General features: G+C 60.0%; 20 protein-coding genes. 7 read left to right on the top strand and 13 right to left on the bottom strand.

Translation table 11 applies throughout. The features are described 5' to 3' along the window. Positions 1–2 precede the first annotated feature (2 nt). Positions 3–416 carry an HIT family protein gene (locus RBR25_RS05285; RefSeq protein ID WP_432818494.1) on the bottom strand — a complete coding sequence of 138 codons (414 nt, stop codon included), beginning with the start codon at positions 414–416 and terminating at the stop codon, positions 3–5. Further along, entirely contained in the window at positions 413–1,252 is an 840-nt protein-coding gene (dapF, locus tag RBR25_RS05280; protein WP_432818493.1) for a diaminopimelate epimerase, read from the bottom strand. The genes RBR25_RS05285 and dapF overlap by 4 nt, the downstream gene beginning before the upstream one ends. A gap of 336 nt (positions 1,253–1,588) precedes the next feature. On the opposite strand from dapF, the gene RBR25_RS05275 reads away from it, so the two are divergent. Further along, positions 1,589–1,810: a hypothetical protein gene (locus RBR25_RS05275; protein ID WP_432818492.1), complete on the top strand. Its 222-nt coding sequence runs from the start codon at positions 1,589–1,591 to the stop codon at positions 1,808–1,810. Between the two features lie 264 nt (positions 1,811–2,074). Here RBR25_RS05275 and RBR25_RS05270 read toward each other — a convergent pair whose 3' ends face one another. The 3 genes from RBR25_RS05270 to prmA are packed head-to-tail and all read right to left on the bottom strand — an operon-like array spanning position 2,075 to position 5,109. Continuing rightward, complete coding sequence (locus RBR25_RS05270) at positions 2,075–3,367, bottom strand: RDD family protein (RefSeq protein WP_432818491.1); 1,293 nt, start codon at positions 3,365–3,367, stop codon at positions 2,075–2,077. Between the two features lie 33 nt (positions 3,368–3,400). After that, entirely contained in the window at positions 3,401–4,141 is a 741-nt protein-coding gene (locus RBR25_RS05265; protein WP_432818490.1) for a 16S rRNA (uracil(1498)-N(3))-methyltransferase, read from the bottom strand. Positions 4,142–4,185: 44 nt separating this feature from the next. Beyond that, positions 4,186–5,109: a 50S ribosomal protein L11 methyltransferase gene (gene prmA, locus RBR25_RS05260; protein ID WP_432818489.1), complete on the bottom strand. Its 924-nt coding sequence runs from the start codon at positions 5,107–5,109 to the stop codon at positions 4,186–4,188. A 265-nt stretch (positions 5,110–5,374) separates the two neighbouring features. On the opposite strand from prmA, the gene RBR25_RS05255 reads away from it, so the two are divergent. From RBR25_RS05255 to RBR25_RS05245, 3 genes are read left to right on the top strand one after another with little or no spacing between them, the layout of a single operon-like run. Continuing rightward, positions 5,375–6,184: a pyruvate, water dikinase regulatory protein gene (locus tag RBR25_RS05255; RefSeq protein ID WP_432818488.1), complete on the top strand. Its 810-nt coding sequence runs from the start codon at positions 5,375–5,377 to the stop codon at positions 6,182–6,184. Positions 6,185–6,244: 60 nt separating this feature from the next. Beyond that, positions 6,245–6,916 (top strand): heavy metal response regulator transcription factor, encoded by a 672-nt coding sequence (locus tag RBR25_RS05250; protein ID WP_432818487.1) that lies wholly within the window; start codon positions 6,245–6,247, stop codon positions 6,914–6,916. A gap of 1 nt (position 6,917) precedes the next feature. Further along, on the top strand, positions 6,918–8,369 hold the full coding sequence (locus RBR25_RS05245; protein ID WP_432818486.1) for a sensor histidine kinase: 1,452 nt from the start codon (positions 6,918–6,920) through the stop codon (positions 8,367–8,369). Between the two features lie 82 nt (positions 8,370–8,451). Here RBR25_RS05245 and RBR25_RS05240 read toward each other — a convergent pair whose 3' ends face one another. After that, positions 8,452–9,903 (bottom strand): cytochrome c family protein, encoded by a 1,452-nt coding sequence (locus RBR25_RS05240; RefSeq protein ID WP_432818485.1) that lies wholly within the window; start codon positions 9,901–9,903, stop codon positions 8,452–8,454. A 204-nt stretch (positions 9,904–10,107) separates the two neighbouring features. Here RBR25_RS05240 and RBR25_RS05235 point away from each other — a divergent pair, with 204 nt between their 5' ends. The 3 genes from RBR25_RS05235 to RBR25_RS05225 all read left to right on the top strand — a co-directional run bounded on the left by RBR25_RS05235 (position 10,108) and on the right by RBR25_RS05225 (position 13,061). Beyond that, positions 10,108–11,502: a HAMP domain-containing protein gene (locus tag RBR25_RS05235; protein WP_432818484.1), complete on the top strand. Its 1,395-nt coding sequence runs from the start codon at positions 10,108–10,110 to the stop codon at positions 11,500–11,502. Then, positions 11,490–12,236, top strand: coding sequence for a response regulator (locus RBR25_RS05230; protein WP_432818483.1), 747 nt, complete (start codon positions 11,490–11,492; stop codon positions 12,234–12,236). The genes RBR25_RS05235 and RBR25_RS05230 overlap by 13 nt, the downstream gene beginning before the upstream one ends. A 105-nt stretch (positions 12,237–12,341) precedes the next feature. Beyond that, the gene (locus RBR25_RS05225) at positions 12,342–13,061 is read left to right on the top strand and encodes a hypothetical protein (protein ID WP_432818482.1); all 720 of its coding nucleotides are present in this window, start codon (positions 12,342–12,344) and stop codon (positions 13,059–13,061) included. Positions 13,062–13,147: 86 nt separating this feature from the next. Here the strand turns inward: RBR25_RS05225 and RBR25_RS05220 are convergent, their stop codons facing one another. The 7 genes from RBR25_RS05220 to RBR25_RS05190 all read right to left on the bottom strand — a co-directional run bounded on the left by RBR25_RS05220 (position 13,148) and on the right by RBR25_RS05190 (position 21,428). Beyond that, on the bottom strand, positions 13,148–14,281 hold the full coding sequence (locus RBR25_RS05220; protein ID WP_432818481.1) for a sodium ion-translocating decarboxylase subunit beta: 1,134 nt from the start codon (positions 14,279–14,281) through the stop codon (positions 13,148–13,150). Between the two features lie 22 nt (positions 14,282–14,303). Next, positions 14,304–14,786, bottom strand: a complete 483-nt coding sequence (locus RBR25_RS05215) for a biotin/lipoyl-containing protein (protein ID WP_432818480.1) — start codon at positions 14,784–14,786, stop codon at positions 14,304–14,306. Further along, positions 14,779–15,156 (bottom strand): OadG family protein, encoded by a 378-nt coding sequence (locus RBR25_RS05210; protein ID WP_432818479.1) that lies wholly within the window; start codon positions 15,154–15,156, stop codon positions 14,779–14,781. Before RBR25_RS05210 ends, RBR25_RS05215 begins: the two co-directional genes overlap by 8 nt. A gap of 18 nt (positions 15,157–15,174) precedes the next feature. Then, a complete protein-coding gene (locus RBR25_RS05205; RefSeq protein ID WP_432818478.1) occupies positions 15,175–16,734 on the bottom strand; it encodes an acyl-CoA carboxylase subunit beta in 1,560 nt (519 codons plus the stop codon). A gap of 41 nt (positions 16,735–16,775) precedes the next feature. Beyond that, positions 16,776–17,063, bottom strand: a complete 288-nt coding sequence (locus RBR25_RS05200; protein WP_432818477.1) for an antibiotic biosynthesis monooxygenase family protein — start codon at positions 17,061–17,063, stop codon at positions 16,776–16,778. A 148-nt stretch (positions 17,064–17,211) separates the two neighbouring features. Then, positions 17,212–20,886, bottom strand: a complete 3,675-nt coding sequence (locus RBR25_RS05195; RefSeq protein WP_432818476.1) for a DUF748 domain-containing protein — start codon at positions 20,884–20,886, stop codon at positions 17,212–17,214. After that, positions 20,883–21,428 (bottom strand): O-acetyl-ADP-ribose deacetylase, encoded by a 546-nt coding sequence (locus RBR25_RS05190; RefSeq protein WP_432818475.1) that lies wholly within the window; start codon positions 21,426–21,428, stop codon positions 20,883–20,885. Before RBR25_RS05190 ends, RBR25_RS05195 begins: the two co-directional genes overlap by 4 nt. Between the last annotated feature and the right edge of the window lie 199 nt (positions 21,429–21,627).

Raw genomic sequence — 21,627 nt, 5'->3', positions numbered from 1 at the left:
GGTCAGAATTTCAGGGCACGGCGGATCCGGTCGGCGACCTCTCGGTAGTCGCTTGGGTCCAAGGCCGTTTCTTCGTGGGGTTCGCTCCAGATTGGCCGCGGCCAAAGAGGATCATCGATAAAGCGCGGCACCAGATGCCAATGCATGTGCGGCACCATGTTGCCAAGCAGCTCGTAATTTATCTTGCTCGGCCGGTAAACCTCGGCGAGGGCCGCCGCCACGGCGTTGACCTCTTCCATGAGGGCCGCGCGCGTTGCCGGCTCAAGGTGAAAGAGTTCGGTCACATGTTTCTTGGTGAAAACCAGGCAATAGCCGGGGAAAAACTGGTCGCGGTTGAGCTGCACATAACAAAGCTCCAATTCGACCACGCGCAGTTCCGGCTCGTCTTGCCAGCGGGTACACATGGGACAATTCATTGGGGGTGGTAATCTCCCTCGAAAACCTGCACCGCCGGGCCGGTCATGTAGATGTCGCCGTCCTCTGCCCATTCCATCTCCAAGTCCCCGCCGCGCAGATGATTGAGCAGCCGGCGGTCGGTACGGCCGGCGAGCACCCCGGCCACGGTCACCGCCGAGGCGCCGGTGCCGCAGGCCAGGGTTTCGGCGGCACCCCGCTCCCAGGTGCGCTGGCGAACTTCACCGGAGGAGAGAACCTGGACGAATTCGACGTTGATCCGACGAGGGAAGAGGGGATGGTTTTCGATGGCCGGACCGTAGAGTTCAACGGGAAAGACATCGACATTGTCGACAAAGATCACGCAGTGGGGATTGCCCATGGAGACGCAGGTAATTGCGAAAGTCCGATCGAGCACGGTGAGGGGCTCGGCCACCACCTGCTCGGCCTCGGGGCCGCTCATGGGAATCAGGGAACGTCGCAGCACCGGCCGCCCCATATTGACCCGTACCCGCTCGACCCTGTTGGCCGCGTTGCTGAAAAGTTGCAACGGTTTGACACCGGCCCCGGTTTCCACGCGGATAGCCGTGTTCGTCACCAGCCCGTGATCGTAGGCGTACTTGGCCACGCAGCGGATACCGTTGCCGCACATCTCCGCCTCGCTGCCGTCGGCATTGAACATGCGCATGCGCACGTCGGCCGTCTCGGATGGCAGGATCAGGATCAGACCGTCGGAGCCGATGCCGAACTGGCGGTTGCTCACGGCCCGGGCCAGCGCCGCCGGATCGGCCACCTGTTCCTCGAAACCGTTGACATAGACATAGTCGTTGCCGGCGCCATGCATTTTCGCGAATTTCATGAAGAACAGGCTCCTTGCCCGGTTTTGGTTGAGAAAAACGCGCAGGTGAATTATAAGCGATGTACCAAGGGGTCACAAGGACAAAACCCGCAGGGCAAAATCCGTTGGAAAACACCTTGCGCATTTTTGTGCTATACTAGGTTATTTAGGCGAATTCATTCTGATGGCAGCGCGAAGACTCAGCAACGTAGCCGTTGTGGCAATCGGTTTGCAGCTTCGACGTAAATAACTACCCTTTATTGCTCGCCAATGGCGCACCTTGCTTTTGGCGCTTTTTGTTTAGCCCTCCAACGTGATGCTTTTTGCGAAAGCATCAAATGTAAAGGAGAAAATCACATGGCTTTTAATCTCAAAACCAAGGTCTGGCAGACCGGCGCTCTCGACTGGTGGGGAATGATCGACGGCGATGACGTCTATCTGGGTAATCGCGAATTTCCCCTGCCCCCCGACGAGGGAGACCGCTGGCAGGTGCTCAAGACCGGCGAAATCTTCCAGATTATCGATGGGGAAATTCGCAAAGCCGGCTACGAAAAACCGAAGGTTCCCGAGTGGCTCTAAGCGGACTGAACAGGGCCTAGTCCGCCGCCGGCGAGAGGACCAATCTCTTTTATCTGATCTACTCGACCGCCACCCGGCGAGAGGTGGCGGTCGCTCCTTCCTTCCCTCCCGAGGTTCTGCTCGACCGGCGACATCCTCTTCGTCACCCAAGTACAATCCATATCTTCCCGATCTCGTTTGCTTCATCCTGCCGCAAGGCCAAAAAAAACGCGCTCTGCTTGAGCGCGCCTTGTCGGGCCCCTTCGTTATCCATCCGCGTTCAGGTTACTCGTCTTCCTCCGCTGTGACCGCCACCACGCGCGTGCCGGCGAAGCGGTCGTTCCAGCCCCGCCGCCGCGGCGACAGGATGCCGAGAAAGCCCAAACCGCCGGCAAGCATGGCGAAGAGCCCGCCGCTACTGCGCAGAAACGCATGGGAAAACTCCAGCGGCAAACCGTTCTCCGTCTCGACCCGCAACCGCAAAAACATTTTCCCGGGAGTCTGCCCAACCAGAAAATGAAAAAGGGTGAAATAGCCGAAACACAGGGAGAAGGAGACGAGAAAATAGGGGATGGCCAGACGCAGCAGGAAATCCGAAGTCGGCAGGAGCCGTCCGGACGAGCCCGGCGCCAGCGCCCGTTCACCGGCGATGAGAAAGAGGAGGAGGACGGCGCTCAGCAGTAGCAGATCCACCCCCAAAGCCAAGGACCGGGGGCCAAGAGAGGCGACTTGCCGCTCCTCGGCGTCACCCGCGCCGGCAGACTCCGGAGCGGGTAGCGGCGGGAATTCAATGGCAGCCGCAACCGCACTCACTGCAGCAGCGGCGGCCGCTGGTTCTTCCGTCCCCTCGGCAGAACTGGAGACCGCCGGGGCATGAGGCTGGAAATCGACTTCGGGAACCGGGCTCTCCACAACCGGCTCCCGTACGTCAAAAGGGTCGCGGGGCGCCTCCTGCGCCCTGGACTTGGCAGCTGGAACATCCTCGGGGGGAGGCTCGGCATCGAAATCCCAATCGGAAAGGCTATCTGTGTCGAAGGCAGCGGTGGAATCTTCCGGCGCTGCCGCCGCCGTCTGTTCCAGCACCGGCAACTCGGCATCCCAAGAGAGGTCGAGACCGAAGGTCTCGTCCCCGACGGCCGCGCCAACTTCTTCAGCGCCATTGGCGACCGCAGCTTCCTGGCCTCCTTCGTCCTCGGCATTCCAGTCAAAGACATCACTATCGAAGGCCGCCGGGGGAACCGGCGCTGCATCTTCCTTCGCCAACGACGCGTCGGCCCCGGCCAGGGAACTGTCAACGGCCGCAGAAGATCCCGGAGCAGGGGTTTCATCCATGAACTCGAAGCCGAAATCGGTTGCCTTCGCCGCCGCGCTTGCGGTCGCCGCCGTTGCCGCCGACTCCGCTGCAAAAGCGGAATCCTCAGCGGCAGCGGACGCGGAGACGAGTGCTGTTCCCTGCTCTTTGGGAAGTATCATGCTGCGCAAATTGTACTTGGATTTGAAGGCGGCAAGATCATTGCCGCACTTCCGGCACCTCTCCAGATACTCGAAACTGTGATAGCCGCATTTCGGACACTTCATAAGGGCTCCTTTCGGCAACCAACGTGCCGACAGTCATGCCGCCGGCGCGCCCAGATCTCCATATAAATATTGCAAGATGCTTGCCACCGCGAATCCCGCCGTCTCACTGCGTAGGATACGGGGTCCGAGGCGCACCGGCAGAAAACCGGCGCTTCGAGCCAGTTCCGCCTCGCGGAGGCTGAAGCCGCCTTCCGGTCCGACCAGCAGAGCCACCGCCGAAGGTGGCTTCGGCGGCAGGACCTCAGCCAAGGGGCGGCTTTCTTCCTCCCACAACATCAGACGCAGAGGCTCGGTGCAGGAGTCCAGCGCCACAGCCAGGGAGCGGATGTCGTTGAGCCGGGGGAGCAGCGGACGGCGACACTGGCGGGCGGCCTCACGGACAATTTTTGTCCAGCGCTGGTGCCGTTTTGACTGCCGGGTGTCAGTCGGTTGACTGACACAGCGTTCACTGAGAACCGGAGAGAAGACGGTGATCCCCAGTTCGGTCCCCTTCTGAAGCACCAGTTCAAGCTTGTCGACCTTGGGCAGGGATTGAATGAGGTGGATGGGCAGACCGTGTTCGGTTTCCCGCCAGCGTTCCAGTACCCGGACTTCGGCGCCGCGCGGCCCGATAGCGAGCAACCGGGCCCGGCAGGCCGCGCCCTCGCCGTCGAACAGGAGCAGTTCCTCGCCCGGCGACAGACGCAGCACGCGGCTCAAGTGATGGCCGACATCCTCGGGCAGAAGACCTTCGTCGCCGGCGACAAGTTCGGAGGGGACAAAAAAACGCTGCATCGCTCTTCCCGGCGTCGCCGGCCGCACTTTCGGGTGGGAAAAAACTAGACGGGTTTGCGATAACGCAGACAGACCCACTCGGCCTCGCGGGTAACTTCCGGGCCGTGCAGGGCATAACGGGCAAAGACCCGGGCGACCAAATCTTCCTTTTCCCCCAGGATGCCGGAGAGGATGAGGGTGCCGCCGGGGGCCAACCGCCGAGCCAGTTCATCGCCCAGGCGGATATTTTCCTCGGCCAGGATATTGGCGAGGATCATGTCGAAATCGCCCTCCAGCGATTCCAGGGGGGCGCCAGTGATCTCCACCCGGTCGCCGACCCCGTTCAGGGCGACATTTTCCCGGGCAACACGGCAGGACTCCTCCTCGATGTCGCAACCCAGCACCCGGCGGGCGCCGAGGGCGGCGGCGGCGATGGCGAGAATGCCGCTGCCGGTACCGACATCAAGAACCCGCACCGGAACAGGGGACTCGTCACAGCGCTCGGCCAGAGCCTCCAGACAGAGGCGGGTGGTGCCGTGGGTGCCGGTACCGAAAGCCATACCGGGATCGAGATTGACCACCACTTCATCGGCGGCGGGGGACCAGTCTTCCCAGGTCGGCTTGACGATCAACCGGCGGCCAATACGCACCGCATTGAAATGCTGCTTCCAGCCCTCCGCCCAATCCTGCTCCCGAACCGGCTGGCAGTGCATGGCCAGGGGCAGAAGTCCTGGAACCAGAGGCCCCAGCCATTCGAGCCGTTCCGTCACCTGCGCCCTGAGTCCCGCTTCATCCCCCTCGGTGGGGAAATAGGCGCTGATGTTGTAGCGCTCCGGCGCATCGACGTCGGGATCGGGCACGACGAAGGTGTCCAGTGCCCGATCCTCAACGGTAATTCCCGCGCAACCCAGCTCGCCCAACTCGTTGCACACCAGATCGAGCCCGCTCGCCGGAACCTCAATTTTCAATTCGTACCAGATCGTCTTCATGCGTCCTCTTTAGCAAAGATAAAGGGGCAAGGCAATAAATAAAAACCGCTAAAAAATCTTGACAGAATCACATCTTTCGGGTTTAATTAACATATTATATTTAATGAGTGAAATACCTTTTATGGTTTATATTTCACACAAATCATCTAAGATTAATTCTCCAGGCGCGTCCGGCCAGAACTGCGAAATCCGCTTCCCGATCCCCACTTTTCTTGCATGGACCGCTTGCCATGCTAGACTTGTGACGGCTCTTTCATGAGGACTGGTGATGTCCAACCCTAAAATCGTGTTCCTGCTCTCCGACGCTACCGGCGAAACGGCCGAAAAGATGGTCATGGCGGCCCTTTTGCAATTTGGCGATCGGGACGTGCGGCTGCGGCGCATCAGCCATGTGCGCAGCAAAAACCAGCTCTACGAAGCCCTCGACGAAGTCCTCGCGGCCCAGGGGATGGTCGTCTACACCATCGTCAACCGCGAACTGGCTCGTCTGGTACACGATGAATGCGATTCCCTGGGGCTGCCCTGTATCGACCTGATCACTCCCCTGCTGATGAAAATCACCGAGTTTTTCGGCCTTTCCCCCCAGGAAACACCGGGTTTGCTGCATGTCATCGACGAAGATTATTTTCGCCGTATCGAGGCCGTGGAGTTTACCGTCAAGCATGACGACGGCCAGGAAACCTCCCATCTGACCAAAGCCGACATCGTCCTGCTGGGGGTTTCCCGCAGCAGCAAGACGCCGCTCTCCATCTATCTCGCCCACGCCGGCTGGAAGGTCGCCAACGTCCCGCTGGTCAAGGGCATCGATCCCCCCAAAGAGCTTTTCGACGTCGATCCGAAACGGGTGGTGGGACTGATCATCGATCCCCAGCGCCTGCTGGAGATGCGGGTCACGCGCCTGAAACATCTGGGCATGGATCCTAAGGCGGCCTATGCCGATTTCGCCGAGATCGAAGATGAGTTGCGCCACGCCCGGGCCTTTTTCCGCCGCCATCCCTGGGTGGTGATCGATGTCTCGGGCAAGGCGGTGGAAGAAACAGCCAACGAGGTTCTGGTCAAACTCAAGTTGAAATAAAGGCGATTCGGCCCAAGGGAAATACCATCCATCGGAAGCAAACAAGAGAAGGAGTTGAATATGAGAATTCTGGTCGTTGAAGACGAGAAGAAAGTGGCCAGCTTCATCAAGCGCGGCCTCGAAGAGGAAGGTTTTCTGGTGGATGTCGCCTACGATGGCGAGGAAGGCCGCTATATGGCCGAAACCAATCCCTACGATCTGATCCTGATGGATGTCATGCTGCCGAAGAAGGACGGCCTGACCGTGGTTCGGGAACTGCGCGAGAAAGGGATGAGCGCGCCGGTGCTCTGCCTGACCGCGAAGGATACGGTCGACGATATCGTCTCGGGCCTCGACTCGGGGAGCGACGACTACCTGACCAAACCCTTTGCCTTCGCCGAGCTGCTGGCCCGGGTGCGCGCCCTGCTGCGCCGGGGAGGACAGGATCGGGGGGCGGAGATCCACTTCGCCGACCTGCGTCTCGACCCGGTGGCCCACAAAGTCTGGCGCAGCAACAAGGAGATTGATCTCACCGCCAAGGAGTACGCGCTGCTCGAATACTTCATGCGCAATCCCAACCAGACCCTGACCCGCACGATGATCGCCGAGCACGTCTGGGATTACACCTTCGATTCCTTCACCAACATTATCGACGTCTATGTCAACTATCTGCGAAAAAAGGTAGACAAAGACTTCGACAAGAAACTGATTCACACCGTCCGGGGCGCAGGTTACGTTCTCAAGGAGGAATGACTTGCCCGGCATCCCTTGCCCCGGTTCGGTCCGGTTCCGCCTTACCTTCTGGTATGTCGTCACCCTGGCCGTCATTCTGACGGCCAGCGGAACCTATTGGTACTGGACTCTGTCGCGAAACCTGCTGGGGCAGGTGGACGCCATGCTGATGATGGTCGCCAAGGATGTCATCGCTTTCCACCTGGCAGAGTCGCAACGCAACAACCCCGAAGAAGCCTGCCAAAAGCTCGAATCCTTTATCCGCGAACACAACTGGAGCGAATTTGTCCAGTTCGTCGACCAACATGGCGATATCGTCTGCCATACCAGCAATCTGTTGAATGCGCGCCTGCCGATCAGCGCTGAAGCCCTGCGGTCGGCGCGTGGCCACCAACCCTTTTTTGAAACCGTCCGTTTCAACGATGACCGTCCCGTGCGGCTGTTGACCTTTCCCTTAGGCAGTGACAGTCATCACCGGGACGTAGTCCAGGTCGCAGAAGATCTGGGCCCCCTATATAAAACCCTCCGCGTCCACCGCTGGCAGCTTTCCATTTACAGCCCCCTGCTCTTGCTCGTTCTCTCCATCGGGGGCTGGTTCGTAACCGGTCGTGCCCTCTCTCCGGTGCGGCACATCACCGGCACGGTAAAGCGCATCAGCGCGGAAAACCTGTCCGAACGCCTGCCCGTCAACTCCTGCCGGGATGAGGTTTCCGAACTTCAGGAAACCTTCAATTCCATGCTGACACGCCTGGAAGAGGCTTTCACCAAAATCCGCCAGTTCAGCGCCGACGCTTCCCACGAGCTGCGCACCCCCTTGGCCATCCTTCGCGGAGAAACGGAAGTCGCCCTGCGCTGGGCAAAAAGTCCCGAGGAACTGCGCACTACCCTGGAGTCGAATCTGGAAGAGATCGACCGCATGAGCCGGATCATTGAGGAACTCCTGGCTCTGGCCAAGAGCGAGGCGGGAGAAATCCCCCTGGCCCTGACCGACGTCAACCTCAACGACCTGATGCAAGACCTCTATCTCCAGGGCAAAACCCTGAGCGAACCCAAGGGGATCGAATTCACCCTGCATATGGAGGTCAACCGGGAGATCCGTTTAAGCGGCGACCAGCTGCAACTGCACCGCATGCTCCTCAATCTGATCTCCAACGCCGTCAAATATACCCCCGAAGGCGGCCGCGTCGCGATCCATCTGGCCAGCGACGGCGGTCAGGCCCGCATCCAGATAATCGATACCGGTTTCGGTATTGCCGCCGAGCACCTGCCCCATCTCTTCGACCGCTTTTACCGCATCGACGAAGCCCGCAACCGCGACATCGGCGGCAGCGGCCTAGGACTGGCCATCGTCAAATGGATCGTCGAAGCCCACGGCGGTCACATTGAAGTCGCCTCGGAACCGAACCGGGGCAGCACCTTCACCGTAACCCTGCCTCTGACCGGACCTTCGCCGAAGAAAAAGAAACTTTCCTAAAACGACAAGACCCGAACGTAAGAAAGCGGCTCCGGATCATGACCGGAGCCGCTTTCTTACGTTTGAACCCAGAAACGCAGGGCTATTGGCGGGTCGGGAAGCTGACCTGCTTGGCGACCATATCAACCACCGGCAAGGGCGGCACGGCGGTGAGGCCATAGGTCGCGTTCAGGTCGATATCCGCGGGGACGCTGGCAAGGAGCTTTTCGGCGATCTTCTGGTCGGCCTGGCGATAACGCAGCTTGACATCAAGCTTGACCACCGGGCTGGCACCGGCGTTGATACCGTAATAGACATCTTTGTGCCCCTTGGGGGGGATGGTGTCGTGCCGGGAGAAGGCGGTGATCACCCAGGGATCGACGGCGAAATGGAAATCATCACCCATGCCTTCGGAATTAAAGAGCCGGGTATTTTCCGGCAGTTGGCCGTTGGCGTCAACCGCGCCGCTGGTCATGACGACCTGACCTTTTTCATCGGTAGCGGTGATTTCCAACCAGAGCTGGCGGATATTGGTGAGGGAGGTCGGCAAATTGTGTCCGGCGCGGATATTTTTCACCCGCACCTTCACCTCGGCCAACTGACCGTTGTTGTAGACCGGAGTGACGTCCAGATCAGCGGCAGCCTTGAGGCGCCCCACCGCCATTTCGTATTTGTTCATAATGTTGGCAGCCAGAGCTTCATCACCGGCCTTTTTCGCTGCGCCGGAAGCCAGGTAATAAAGCAGATAGTTGGCGCCGTTGAAATAGTGGCGATACTCGTGCCGCTCGGGTTTTTTAAAGTCGTCGGCGGTACGCTTGAAGGTTTCGAGGTCGACCATGTGGCAGTCCTGGCAGAAGATGGTTTTCTGCGCGTAGGCGCCGTGCTTCCATTCAAGATAAGTAGATTCGAGGGGGAAGTGCTTGTCGTAATGGTAAACCTGGTGACAACCGGCGCAGAGATCGGCCTGCAGATGCAGGGGGGACTCGTCGCATTCATGAAAGCCCATGCCGCAATCCTCGGAAGCAGCCACCGGCCCCCGTTTTCTCAACTGCGGCCCCTCGGGGGTATCGACCCCGGGCCGAATGATGAAGGAGCCGTTTTCCGGTTCGCGGGTCGGGGTCTGACAGTGGGTCGTGCCAACAATAGAATGACAGACATCGCAGGAAACCCCGGCCAGGGCCATGGGACTCAAGCCTTTGAGCCCGGGGCCCTTGATTTCGCCGGTAACGACACCGGCGGGAGAATGGCAGCCCTCGCACTGGCGGGAAATCTCATGACCGACAGCCTTCACCGCGAGATTCAGTTCCCCCTGGTAGACGGGATCCTTAAAGGCCAGGGCGTGAATCGACCCGGTCCACTCTTCGTACTGCTGGGCATGGCAATCGGCACAGGCTTCCGGCGGGGTAAACTCGGCGCCGCTCTTCTCGTATTTGATGAGCGAAGGATAATAGGGATAAAAATCCCGGTCGACAGGAAAAACCGGGGGTGGATCGGCAAAGGCGCTGGTCGCCACAAAGGTCAAACAGAGCAACATCAGCAACTTTTTCATCATCATACGGCCTCCTTGCAGGTAGGGGTGTCCGAAACGGACGGAAAATGTAAGACATAAACGGTTATAAATTATCACGAGCTAAGGCCTTGTCAATGGAATATTTTGCCAAAAACGACGATTTGCTCTTTTGCGAAGACCTCCTCTGCGCTAATGGTTCTGTGTATTTACACAGTGAATTCGGAAAGACCCTGTGATATTTTGGCATTCATGCGCCTGACTCTCAAACACCAGATCATTCTCGCACCGGCCGCGGTTCTGCTGCTGATGGCATTGCTCCTTGGCTTCTTGCAGTACACCTACTGGGATCTTTCCCGCAAACGTCAGGAAGCCCGGAACCTGGGGACGGTCTTTGTCGCCCTGGCAGAAGCGGAGCTGGCCTCCCAGAGGATGCACGCCCTGATCATGCAGCTGGACGGCAAGCCTTTGGTCGACGTGCGCTGTTTCGGCGAATTGAACGGACTCTATGAACACCTCGACGGAGCCACCGGCCGCATCCTCCAGATCCTGCCGCTGCCGGAACAGTCCCGCACCCTGCTCCGCCAGGCGGTCACCGATCTCAATCCGGAGCTCGGTATCGACGTCGACCGCTTCAACGCCGCCATCGTCATGCTCCGACCCGAACTCGTCGCCCTGTCCGAACTGATCCAGCGCCAGCGGGAAAAACTCCGGGATCTGCACAGCCAGGATGTCGACGCACTGGTCGACCATACCGCTTTTGTTTCCATCATCGTCCTTGGATCGGCGATTATCGTCGGCATTTTCCTCTCGATGTATTTCGGCCGCGGCATCCTGCGCCGGATCAAGGAGCTCTCCGACAGCGCCAGCCGCATTGCCGCCGGGGATCTCACCCCGCCGCCGGCGCCGACCCAGGTTCACGACGAACTCGACGCCCTGGCCTTGGCCATCAATCACATGACCGACCGTCTGCTACGGGTGGTGGGGACGGAAAAGCTGCTGGAAGGAGCGGAGGAAGAGCGGCGGCGCATCGCCATGGATATCCACGACCAGACTCTGGCCGATCTCGCTTCGGTGCTGCGCGGCATTCAGGAAGTGCGCTGCGAGGGGGAATGTAAAAACGGCGTAGTGCGCATTGAAGAGGAACTGCGCCGGGCTATCGGCAACCTGCGCGAGGTAATGGACAACCTCCACCCCCAGACCCTCGACATTCTCGGCTTGGGTCCGGCCCTCGAATCCCATCTGGAGCGCCATCTCAGCAAACCCGCCCTGCCGCCCTATCATCTCTACATCTCCCCGCGCGTCGATACCCTGCCCCTCTCGCGCACCACACGCCTTGCTCTCTATCGCATCACCTTGGAGGCCATCCACAACGTCATCAAGCATGCCCAGGCCTCTCGCTATGAAGTCAATCTCGACCGCCGGGAAGATGCCCTGATTCTCTCTGTCGAAGACAACGGCAGCGGCTTCGACCCCAATGCGGTCCCCGCCTCGGGGCATCGGGGGCTGTACAACATCCGTGAACGCGCCAAAACCGTCGGCGCCGAGGTTTCCTGGAGGCCGTCCCGCTTTACCTCCGGTACCCGTTTCGAATTGACCCTACCGCTGCCCGCCATCGGGCAAGGAGCTTCAGCATGCCGCCCATAGATATCCTGATCGCCGAGGACAACCCCAAGGATTTCGAATTTCTCGACCAGCTTCTTCAGGGCCTGGAGGTGGACTTTCGCGTGGAACGGGCGCACAACGGCCGGGTCGCTCTCGATATGGCCTTGGACCGGGCCAACCCGCTGGTCATCAGCGACATCCAGATGCCGGAGCTCAACGGTATCGAATTCGCCCGGGAGCTTTGGCAGCGACAACCGACGGCCCGGATCGTCTTCTGGAGCCAGTACAAGGACGAAATGTACGTACGCGCTCTCTCGAAGATCGTTCCGCCGGAAACGGTCTACGGCTACATCCTCAAATCGAACACCAAAGAACGCATCGCCTCGGCCATCCGCACCGTCCTTATCGACGAGCAGTGTTGGATCGATCCCGAGGTCCGCAAGGTGCAGGGGCGGGCCGGACACAGTCAAACCGCTCTGTCGGATATCGAATTCGAGGCCCTGCTCGACATCGCCCTCGGCCTCACCGACAACCTGATCGCGCAGCGCCGCTATCTCAGTCGGCGGGGTGTGCAAAGCCGGCTCAACTCCCTGTACAACAAGCTCGCCCTTGATCAGGACCAGTTCAACAGCGAAAAGATCGGCGACGCTTTCAACCTGCGCAACCGCGCGGTCGCCGTGGCCCTGCGCCGTGGACTGCTCAACGCCTTCGAACTGGAGCATGAGGAAGAAGAATTTCAGGAGTGGCTCAAACAGTTCAAAAAAAACCGCCGCTGACCATATTCGCATCCACAGAACAAAGATCCGTCTTTTATCCATCCAGGGGTGCAACTTCGCGATTTCCCCGGTTGTTCGCATTTAATTTTTTCGGAGGAAAGACTCATGCCGCAAAGAATCGTCCTGGCTCTCGCCATCGTTGCAGGTATGGTAACGGCTTGGCCGACACCTTTCGCCCAAGCCTTTTCGGGGCAGCTTCAAGGGATTTACGGACAGGTCGAGAATGATGAACTGGAGGGAGGCGAGGCGAGCCTCGCCGTCGGCTCCCGTTTCGGCCTGCAACTCGACGGCGCCTATGCCGAACTCGGTGAGGACCAGCTCAAGGGGGTGGGACTGCATCTTCTCTACCGCGAATCCGAAAGCTATCTCCTCGGCCTGCTCGCCGATCACGCTGAATTGCAGGATGTCGACCTCAACCGGGTGGGCGTGGAAGGGGAACTGTACGCCGGTCCGGTGACTTTGGCCGCCACGATCGGCCACCAGATCGGGGATATCGACGATATCGCCTTCGGCGTGGTCGACCTGCGCTGGTATCCCGGCGCCGATCTGATGCTGGTGGCGGGCGGCAGCCTCGCTGATAGCGAGGATGACCGGGTTCATCTCGGGGCCGAATATCAGATGATGGGGGGGGTCTCCGGCTATGTCGATCTGGCCGCCGGGGAAAACCGTTACGATCATGCCCTGGCCGGACTGCGCTATTACTTCGGCGGCGACAAAGAGCTGATGCAACGGCATCGCCGGGAAGCCGCGCCCAATCCCATCATCACCAACGTCTTACAGGGGTTGGCCGGTATTCGTAGTCGGCAACAGGAGTTGGCCCGGTAACCAGAGCGGAACGCCGCTTCACCACCGAAAACGCCCTTCCCAAAAACCGGGAGGGGCGTTTTCTTGTTTTACATGGCATCACAGGGTCATTTGACCAGCACCGTCCACAATACGCCGGCACCGATGGCCGAGCCGATGACGCCGGCGACGTTGGGGGCCATGGCGTGCATCAGCAGATAGTTGGTGGGATCCTCCTTCTGCCCCAAGGTATGCACCACCCGCGCCGAGTCGGGAACGGCGGAAACCCCGGCGGCGCCGACCAGCGGGTTGATCTTGTCACCATTCTTCAAAAAGAGATTCATGAACCTGGCGAACAGCACACCGCCGGCGGTGGCGATACAGAAGGAGAGAGCACCGAGACCGAAGACCAGCAGCGATTGGGGCGTCAGGAAGTGGTCGGCGCTGGTGCTGGCGCCGACGGAAACACCGAGGAGGATGGTGACGATATCGATCATGGCGTTGCGCGCGGTATTGGCCAAGCGCTCGGTGACCAGGCTTTCCTTAAGCAGGTTGCCGAAGAAGAGCATGCCGATAAGCACCATGGATCCGGGGGCGATCAGGGCGCAAATCATGAAACCGGCGACGGGGAAGATGATCCGTTCGCGGCGGCTGACCTGGCGGGGGGGCTTCATGTGGATGCGCCGTTCCTCGGCGGTGGTCAGAAGCTTCATGATCGGCGGCTGGATGACCGGCACCAGCGCCATGTAGGAATAAGCGGCGATGGCGATCGGCCCAAGCAGGTGGGGAGCGAGCTTGGAGGCAAGAAAGATCGCCGTCGGCCCGTCGGCGCCGCCAATGATGCCGATGGCGCCGGCCTCCTGCGGGGTAAAGCCGAGCAAGAGGGCGCCAAGCAAGGTCAGAAAGATACCGACCTGGGCCGCCGCGCCGAGAAGGACCAGCTTGGGATTGGAAAGCATGGTGGAAAAATCGGTCATGGCGCCGATGCCGAGAAAGATCAGCGGCGGGAAGATCCCCTGGCTGACGCCGTAATAGATGTAGCTGAGGACGCTCCCTGGCTCATACACGCCGATCGCCATCCCGGCGACGAAGGGGATGTTGCCGATCACGATGCCGAAACCGATCGGCACCAGAAGCAGCGGTTCGTACTCCTTGACGATGGCCAGAGCGATGAAGACGATGCCGATCACAATCATGACCGCATTGCCCCAAGTCATCAGGGAGAAGCCCGTACCATCAATAAATTTCAACAGCATATCCATGACTTAGGCTCCCGGGAAGAGGTCAGAGGTCGCCCTTGCGGCGGTTTTTCAGAACCGTGGCGGGCGCGATGGCCAGGATCTCCTGCCCCTGGTTGACCGAATCCCCGGGATGGACATGGATGGCACTGACGGTACCGTCGAGATGGGCGTTGATTTCGTTCTCCATCTTCATCGCCTCCATCTTGTAGAGAGGCTGGCCGGCCTGAACCTTGTCGCCAACCTTGACGAAGACCGCCATGATCGAGCCGGGAATCGGCGCCCGGACGCTGCCGGCATTGTCGGAGCCCGGCATAGCCCCCACATAGGCCGGAGCCGTCACCGGAGCGGAGGAGGAGAAGCTGCGCACCGGCGGCGCTTCACCGGAAGCCCCCAGTGTTTCGCTGATTTTGTCGATAGCGACCCGGTAGCTTTGGCCGTTCACTTCCAGTTGCGCCTCCTCGGCGGAGAATTCCACGACATGGACGGAAAAGGGTTTGTCGTTGATTTTCAGTTCATACTTACGCATGGGGACTCCTTTGCGAGAGACTGCGCACCTTGCCGGCCGAAGCCCAGATCGCGCCCTGTCCCGAACGTCTCAAGATGGTGATTTTCTGGCTTTCCCCGGTGAGCCGTTCCAACTCCATATGCACCACCAAACTGATGACCGCCATGATTTCTTCCCCCCGGGGAACGGCCGCTCCTTCGGCAACGACTTCCCTCGGCGCCGCCAGACGCGGAGCGCTGGTCGTCAGCCGGTCGAACAAGGCGAGCAACCTGGGCAACTGGGCAATGAACAGGCTGATGAGCACCAGCCCGGAGAAGACGATCGCCATGCCGATGATCGTGATGGCGAAGCCGTGACCGTCCAGCACATTCTGCCAATTGACGTGAATCATGATGAGGCCTCGCTCCGGTCAGAGGGGGATGTTGCCGTGCTTCTTGGCCGGCAGTGAATCCTGCTTGTTTTCCAGCATCCCCAACGCCTTGATGATGCGCAGCCGGGTGCGGTAGGGCAGGATGATGTCGTCGATGTAACCACGCCGCGCCGCCACGTAGGGATTGGCGAAGGTTTCGGCGTATTCCCGCTCCTTTTCCGCCAGCAGGCGCTCCGCCTCTTCGGGATGCTTCTTCAACTCCTTGGCGTAAAGGATTTCCGACGCCCCCTTCGGTCCCATCACGGCGATTTCCGCCGACGGCCAGGCGTAGTTGATATCCCCCTTGAGATGCTTGGAACTCATGACGCAATAGGCGCCGCCATAAGCCTTGCGGGTCGTCACCGTGACTTTGGGCACGGTCGCCTCGGCGTAGGCGTAAAGCAGCTTGGCGCCGTTGCGGATGATGCCGCCGTATTCCTGCGCCGTGCCGGGCAAAAAGCCGGGCACGTCGACGAAGGTCACCAGCGGAATGTTGAAGGCGTCGCAGAAACGCACGAAGCGCGCCCCCTTGATGGAGGCATGATTGTCCAGAACCCCGGCCAGGTATTGGGGCTGGTTGGCGACGATGCCGACGGCCATGCCGCCGAAGCGAGCGAAGCCGATGATCAAGTTGGGGGCGAATTCGGGCTGGATTTCGAGAAAGCGCCCGTCATCGACGACGTTGAACACTATCTCCTTCATGTCGTAGGGCTGGTTGGGGTTTTCCGGCAACACCTCGTTGAGATAAGGAATTTCCCGGTCAGGGGCATCCTCCGTCTCCAAGCGCGGCGACGACTCCAGATTGTTCTGAGGCAAAAAGGAAAAAAGTTCGCGCAGGAAAGCAATGGCCTGCTCTTCGCTTTCGGCGGCCAGATGGGCGACGCCGCTTTTGGCGGCATGCACGGAGGCGCCGCCGAGAGTTTCTTCGTCCACGTCCTCGTGGGTCACCGCCTTGACCACCTTGGGACCGGTCAGGAACATGTAGCTGTTGCCCCGCACCATCACCGTGAAATCGGTGAGCGCCGGAGAATAGACGGCGCCCCCGGCACAGGGGCCGAAGATTCCCGAGAGTTGGGGGATAACCCCGGAAGCGCGGACATTGCGCAAAAAGATATCGGCATAACCGGCCAAGCTCTCGATCCCCTCCTGAATACGCGCCCCCCCCGAATCGTTGAGGCCGATGAGCGGCGCGCCGTTCTGTACCGCCAGATCCATGACCTTGCAGATCTTCTCGGCGAAGGTCTCCGACAAAGAGCCGCCGAGGACGGTGAAATCCTGGGAGAAAACATAGACCAGGCGGCCATCGATGGTTCCGTAGCCGGTCACTACCCCGTCACCGGGAATCTGGGATTTCTCCATGTCAAAATGGTGACAACGGTGGGTCTTGAACATGTCAAACTCTTCGAAACTCCCTTCGTCAAGGAGCAGAGCCAGACGCTCCCGGGCGGTGCGCCGCCCCTGGCCGTGCTGCTTCCTGATCTTCGCGGTCCCGCCCCCCTGCATCGCCTGTTGACGCATCTGTAAAAGATGATTGATTTTTTCTTCCATCGTTGCGGCCATGGCCATGGTCCTTTGCACGAAAAGGCGCGCAGCTTGCGCACTCAGCCGTTGTAATAGATCTGATAGAGGGTTTCGTGGCCGAGGATCCGGTCGACCTGGGACTGCAAGTCGATACGCTGCTCGTTGCGCAGCCACTGGTTCCAGTTTTCCAGGGACTTCCAGGTGCTGATGACCAGATTCTCCTCGGGATCGTCGTAATTGACCAGAGTTTCGCCAGAGATGTAACCGGCCTGGGCGTTGGCCACGGCCCGCATCTGCAACAACAGCGGACGGATTTCGTTCTGTTTTTCCTTGGGCACGCGCCTGACGATGATGATCTTGACGGCCATGGGCTCCTCCATTGGCGGGAAGAAAGTTATGGTAGAAACAACCTTTTTTCGCACAGGCTAGCCCAGTGCAATCTTTATACCCCGGCCACAAAAGGACAGGCCCCACCCAAACGGAGGGGCCTGTCCTGGCGATGGGGGCATTGCGACATCAGCGGGCGACCACGTCGAATTCCACCCGATTCCCGGTGGCCTCTTTTTCTTTCGGCTTCTTTTCGATATCGGGCAGGGTCTGAAAGAGACGATCCGCCGGCAGTCCGCCGGGGCCGGTCAGATAATTCACCACCGCCGCCATCCGTGCCTTGGCCAAAGCTTGCAGTTGCGGCGGGCCCACGTCGGTATTGGCCAGAATCAGCTTCTCCATCTCTTCCGCCGGCAGGCTTTTATTCAGCCCCAGCACGTTGCGCGGTTTGGGAAAATCGGCGCGGTCGTAGACTTCTTCCAGATAGCGCTCCCGCTCCTCCGGAAGAATCTCTACGTTCGCCTCGGTCTGTCCCGGCAAATTCTCTTTTTCGTCCACCAGTTCGAGGAATTTCGCCTTGCGCAGCCGCTGTTCCAGAAGTTCTTTGCGATACCCTTCCGGATCTTTTTCGGCATCGACGAAACCGGCGAGTTCCAGACGCAACGCCGGACGGTCCTTGAGCATGGCCGCCAGGGTATCGAGCTTCTGCTCTTCAGCCGGAAGCAGCGCCGAACTGCCGAAAGGGAAGACCGCCGCCGTGACTTCCTCGCCACCGCCGCCGAAGGCCGACTGCAACAGGGAGAGGGGCGAGGTCGCCGCCTTGATTAGCAGATTTTTCAGCACCGTCAAGACCACCGAAAAGACGCTGAATTCCGGGTCATCGGTGCGCCCGGCGACCGGAATATCGAGTTTGATGGCGCCGTTGCGATCCTTGAGCAGGGCCACCGCCAGCTTGACCGGCAGATTGACCGCCTGCTCGCTCTCCACCTCATCGCCAAACGTGAACTGGTCGATTAGCACCCGGTTCTGGGCCTGCAAGGCCTTTTCGGCAATTTTGTATTCGAGATCGAGGGTCAACTTCCCCTTTTCCACCGTGTAGCCGAGATAGGTGCCGGTGTAGGGGGTCGCCGGCGAGAGTTCGATATCCTTGAAGCTGAGCTTGATGTCGGCGAAGAGCTCCTGCGCCAGGGGATTGATCTGCCCGGAAATCTGCAGGGGTGAGAGATTTTCCAGATGCCCGCGCAAATCGACCTCGGCCGGTTCCGCCCCCGAGGTGGAAATGCGGCCGATCTTGCCGCCGAGTTGATACATGGTGGTGGCGAAAGCCGGCTGCATCTGCCGGTCGGTGAAGGAGACGGTACCCCCTTGCAGGGTGATGGCGTCGATGGCGATTTCCGGGCCCGGTTCGGCGGGTGCGCTTTCCAATGGCGCCGGTTCGACGACCGCGACGGCTTTATCGGGCTTCGCCGGTTCGGCCTCCGCCGGTACGGAATCGGCCCCGGCTTCCCCGGGAACGGCTTCCGGCTCATCGGCGGCGACGATACCATTCAAGTTGAGCAGACCCTGTTCGTCGATAACAATGCGCGCCGTGTAGTCGCTCAGGGCGATACCGCCGATATGCAGGGCAAAGGGCTGGATATCCCCGGCAATGTCGTCAATCTGCAAACTCCCCCAACGCAGCAGTTCCTCGCGATGCTCACCGTCGAGGCCATAGAAGTTGCGGATGCCGAGATTGCCGGAAAAAGCCCCGGTGAGCCCGCCCTTCTGCGGATGGAGCTTGACCTTCAAATCGGTGTCGAGCTGACCGTCGGCCAAAACCATCCGCACCGAATCGGGGAAATAGGGGACGAAATCGGTCAGAGCGATCCCCTTCAGGCGGCTGTGCAGATTGAGCTTGCCGGTGGCCGCGACCACATCGCCGGAAAGGTTCAAATATCCGCCTTTGTTATAGGAACTTTTCAGGCGGAAGGGGCTGACCACGGCCTCCGGCCCAGCCAGGTTTTTGAGGGAGAGGTCAAGCCCGGCCAGCACATGGCGCGCCGGTTTCTTCGGCATTTTGTCGGTGAAATCAATACGCAGCTTGCGGGCGGTGATTTCCTCCATGTGATACCGGAAGGGCTGCGCCGTTCCTTCAGATTTGCCGGCCTTGGCCTTTTTTCTTGGCGCGGAAGCCGTTTCCGGCTCGCTTTCCCGCAGCAGGTTGAGCGCGGAAATCCGCCCTTCCGGGCTCATGGACAGGGTCGCGCCGCCGTCGGCCAAATCGATCTTGGCGATATCGAGGCGGTTTTTGCCGCCGTCGAAGCCGACGCCCGCCACCCGCACCTGGGCCAGCTTCAAACCCTCGTTGCCGCCAAAGGGAACGTGCAGGTTGCGCAGGTCGAGAACGCCATCGGCGACGCGGATAACCCCGTCGCGGAAATCGAGACCGGCCGTGACGGCGGCGGCACCGGAAACGGGGTGGTTGAGAAAGGGCTTGAGGTAGGGATAATAACCCTCCAGCCCGAGCCCGGAGAGATCGACGGACGTCTCCACCGCCAGGGGTTCGAGTACCAGCCCGCCGTCGATTTTGACCTCTTCTTCCTGATCGGTCTTCAGGGAAAGGACATAGGACGCCCGCTGCTTTGGAGCCGTGGAAAAATCCTTGACGGTGAGATCGAGGTCACGGATATCGCGCCTAAAGCCTCCTTCGGGAACGGCATCGCGGAAGGCGAGGCGCCCGTTTTTCACCAGCAGGGTCTTCACCGTCGCCAGAAACGGGGCTTGTTTCCCGGCGACGGACTCCGCTTCGGCCGGTTTCGGCTCGGGCTCTGTCGCTTTTTCCGCTCCTGAAGAGGCGGCTGGTTGCCCCAGCTGGGCAAAGTTCAGCTCGCCGGCCGGGTTGCGATCCAGGGTAATTTCGGGACTGTAAATGTAGACGCCGTTGAGCAGCACCTGATTTTCGAGTACCCGCGAGGTCGCCAGATCGATATTGACCTGGGGCAGTTTCACCAGATCGCCTCCAGAGGGTTCGGCCACATCGAGAGCCGAAAGCCGGACCTTGCCCCCCACCTCCAGCTCCGGCGCCTTCTCCGCCGTCGCCCGATAGACCAGTTGCAGGTCGGAACCGAGTCTGCCGGAACGCACCTGAACCGGCAGGGGCGCGGGCACCAGCTTGAGATAGAAAGGGATGTCCACGTCGCTGAGGCGCAGATCGACGGAGGCTTCCACCGCCTCGGTGAAGAGCTTGAGTTGCCCTTCCCCGCGCAGCCGGGCGTCGTTCAGCACCAGCGACAGGGCCGGGGTGATGTACTGGTCGAGCAGGTGCGGGACATTGCCGATGAACGGAACAGCCAGATTCAGTTCGCGCAGGGTATGGCGTTGGGTCTCCGCCCCCTCCTTGCGCTCGACGTACAGCGCCTCGCCGTCGAGGATACGCAGGTTGTTGAGGGAGAAGAGAAAGGGCTCGGCCGGTTCCTCCGCCTCTTTCGGCGGAGCTTCCTCGGGCTTGTCGGAAGCGGCGAAATCGGAAAAATTGAAAACCTCGCCTTCCTTGATCACCTGCGCGTAGGGAGCGACCAGATCGAACTTGTTGACAATCAACGCCTTTTCAAAGATCGACTTAGGACTGACCTGAATTTCCAGGCGCTCCAGCCCGGCGAAGCGCTCAGCGCTGTGCGGTTCGCTGAGGGCGAAATCCTCCACCACCAGTTTCCAGGTCAGCACGTTCAGGGAAAGATCGCCCAGAGTCAGGGTCCGGCCGGTATTTTCCTTCAGCCAGTTGCCGCCGAAATGCCGCACCAGATTCGGCAGCGCCAGCAGGGTTACCGCACCCAAAATAAGCAACCCGACGACAATCCCCAGCGTCCATTTCAGCCAACGTTTCATCCCCCCTCCTCAATGGCGCTGTCGCCGAAAATTTCGCCATAGGCCGTTTGGCAGGTTTGCAGATCGGCGGCGGAAAAAGAGATCAAAAGGATTCGCGTCAAAGTGGATTTTTCTTTCAGAAAGTCGCGGATTTCCCTGAGCGCGATGCGGAAAGCCCGGTCTATGGGAAAACCGTAGACGCCGGTGCTGATCGAGGGAAAAGCGATGCTTTGCAGCCCGTTTTCCGTCGCCAGGTGCAGACTTTCGCGGTAACAGGAAGCAAGCAGGGCATCCTCGCCCCGATTGCCGCCGTGCCAGACCGGCCCGACGGTATGGATGACGTAACGGGCCGGTAGACGGTGACCGCCGGTGATGCGCGCCTGCCCCGTCGGACAGCCCCCCAGGGTGCAACACTCCGCCAGCAGATCCGGACCGGCGGCACGATGGATGGCGCCGTCCACCCCGCCACCACCGAGCAGACTATTGTTGGCGGCATTGACGATGGCGTCGACCGCCAAGGTGGTGATATCGCCTCGCAAGCATTCCACGGTAGCTTCTTTCATGACTGTCTCCCCAATAGATATCTCCTTTTAAGTTAAAAGCCTAACGCATCCGGGCGTTTATGCAATGCGTCGAAAGCGCGGAAACACTCCCCAAAAACTTCCACCAAAGCCGGCAACTTAGCGTTTCACAAGGAATTGACCGCTACAAAAAATCTCGAAGTGTTCTAGATATCAACCGGAAATGCCCTCCGGCAAACGC

Origin of the sequence: Trichloromonas sp. (assembly GCF_034006665.1) — a bacterium.
Lineage (GTDB): Bacteria > Desulfobacterota > Desulfuromonadia > Desulfuromonadales > Trichloromonadaceae > Trichloromonas.
The sequence above is the reverse complement of the archived record's forward strand: the minus strand, read 5'-3'. Positions and strand labels throughout refer to the sequence as shown.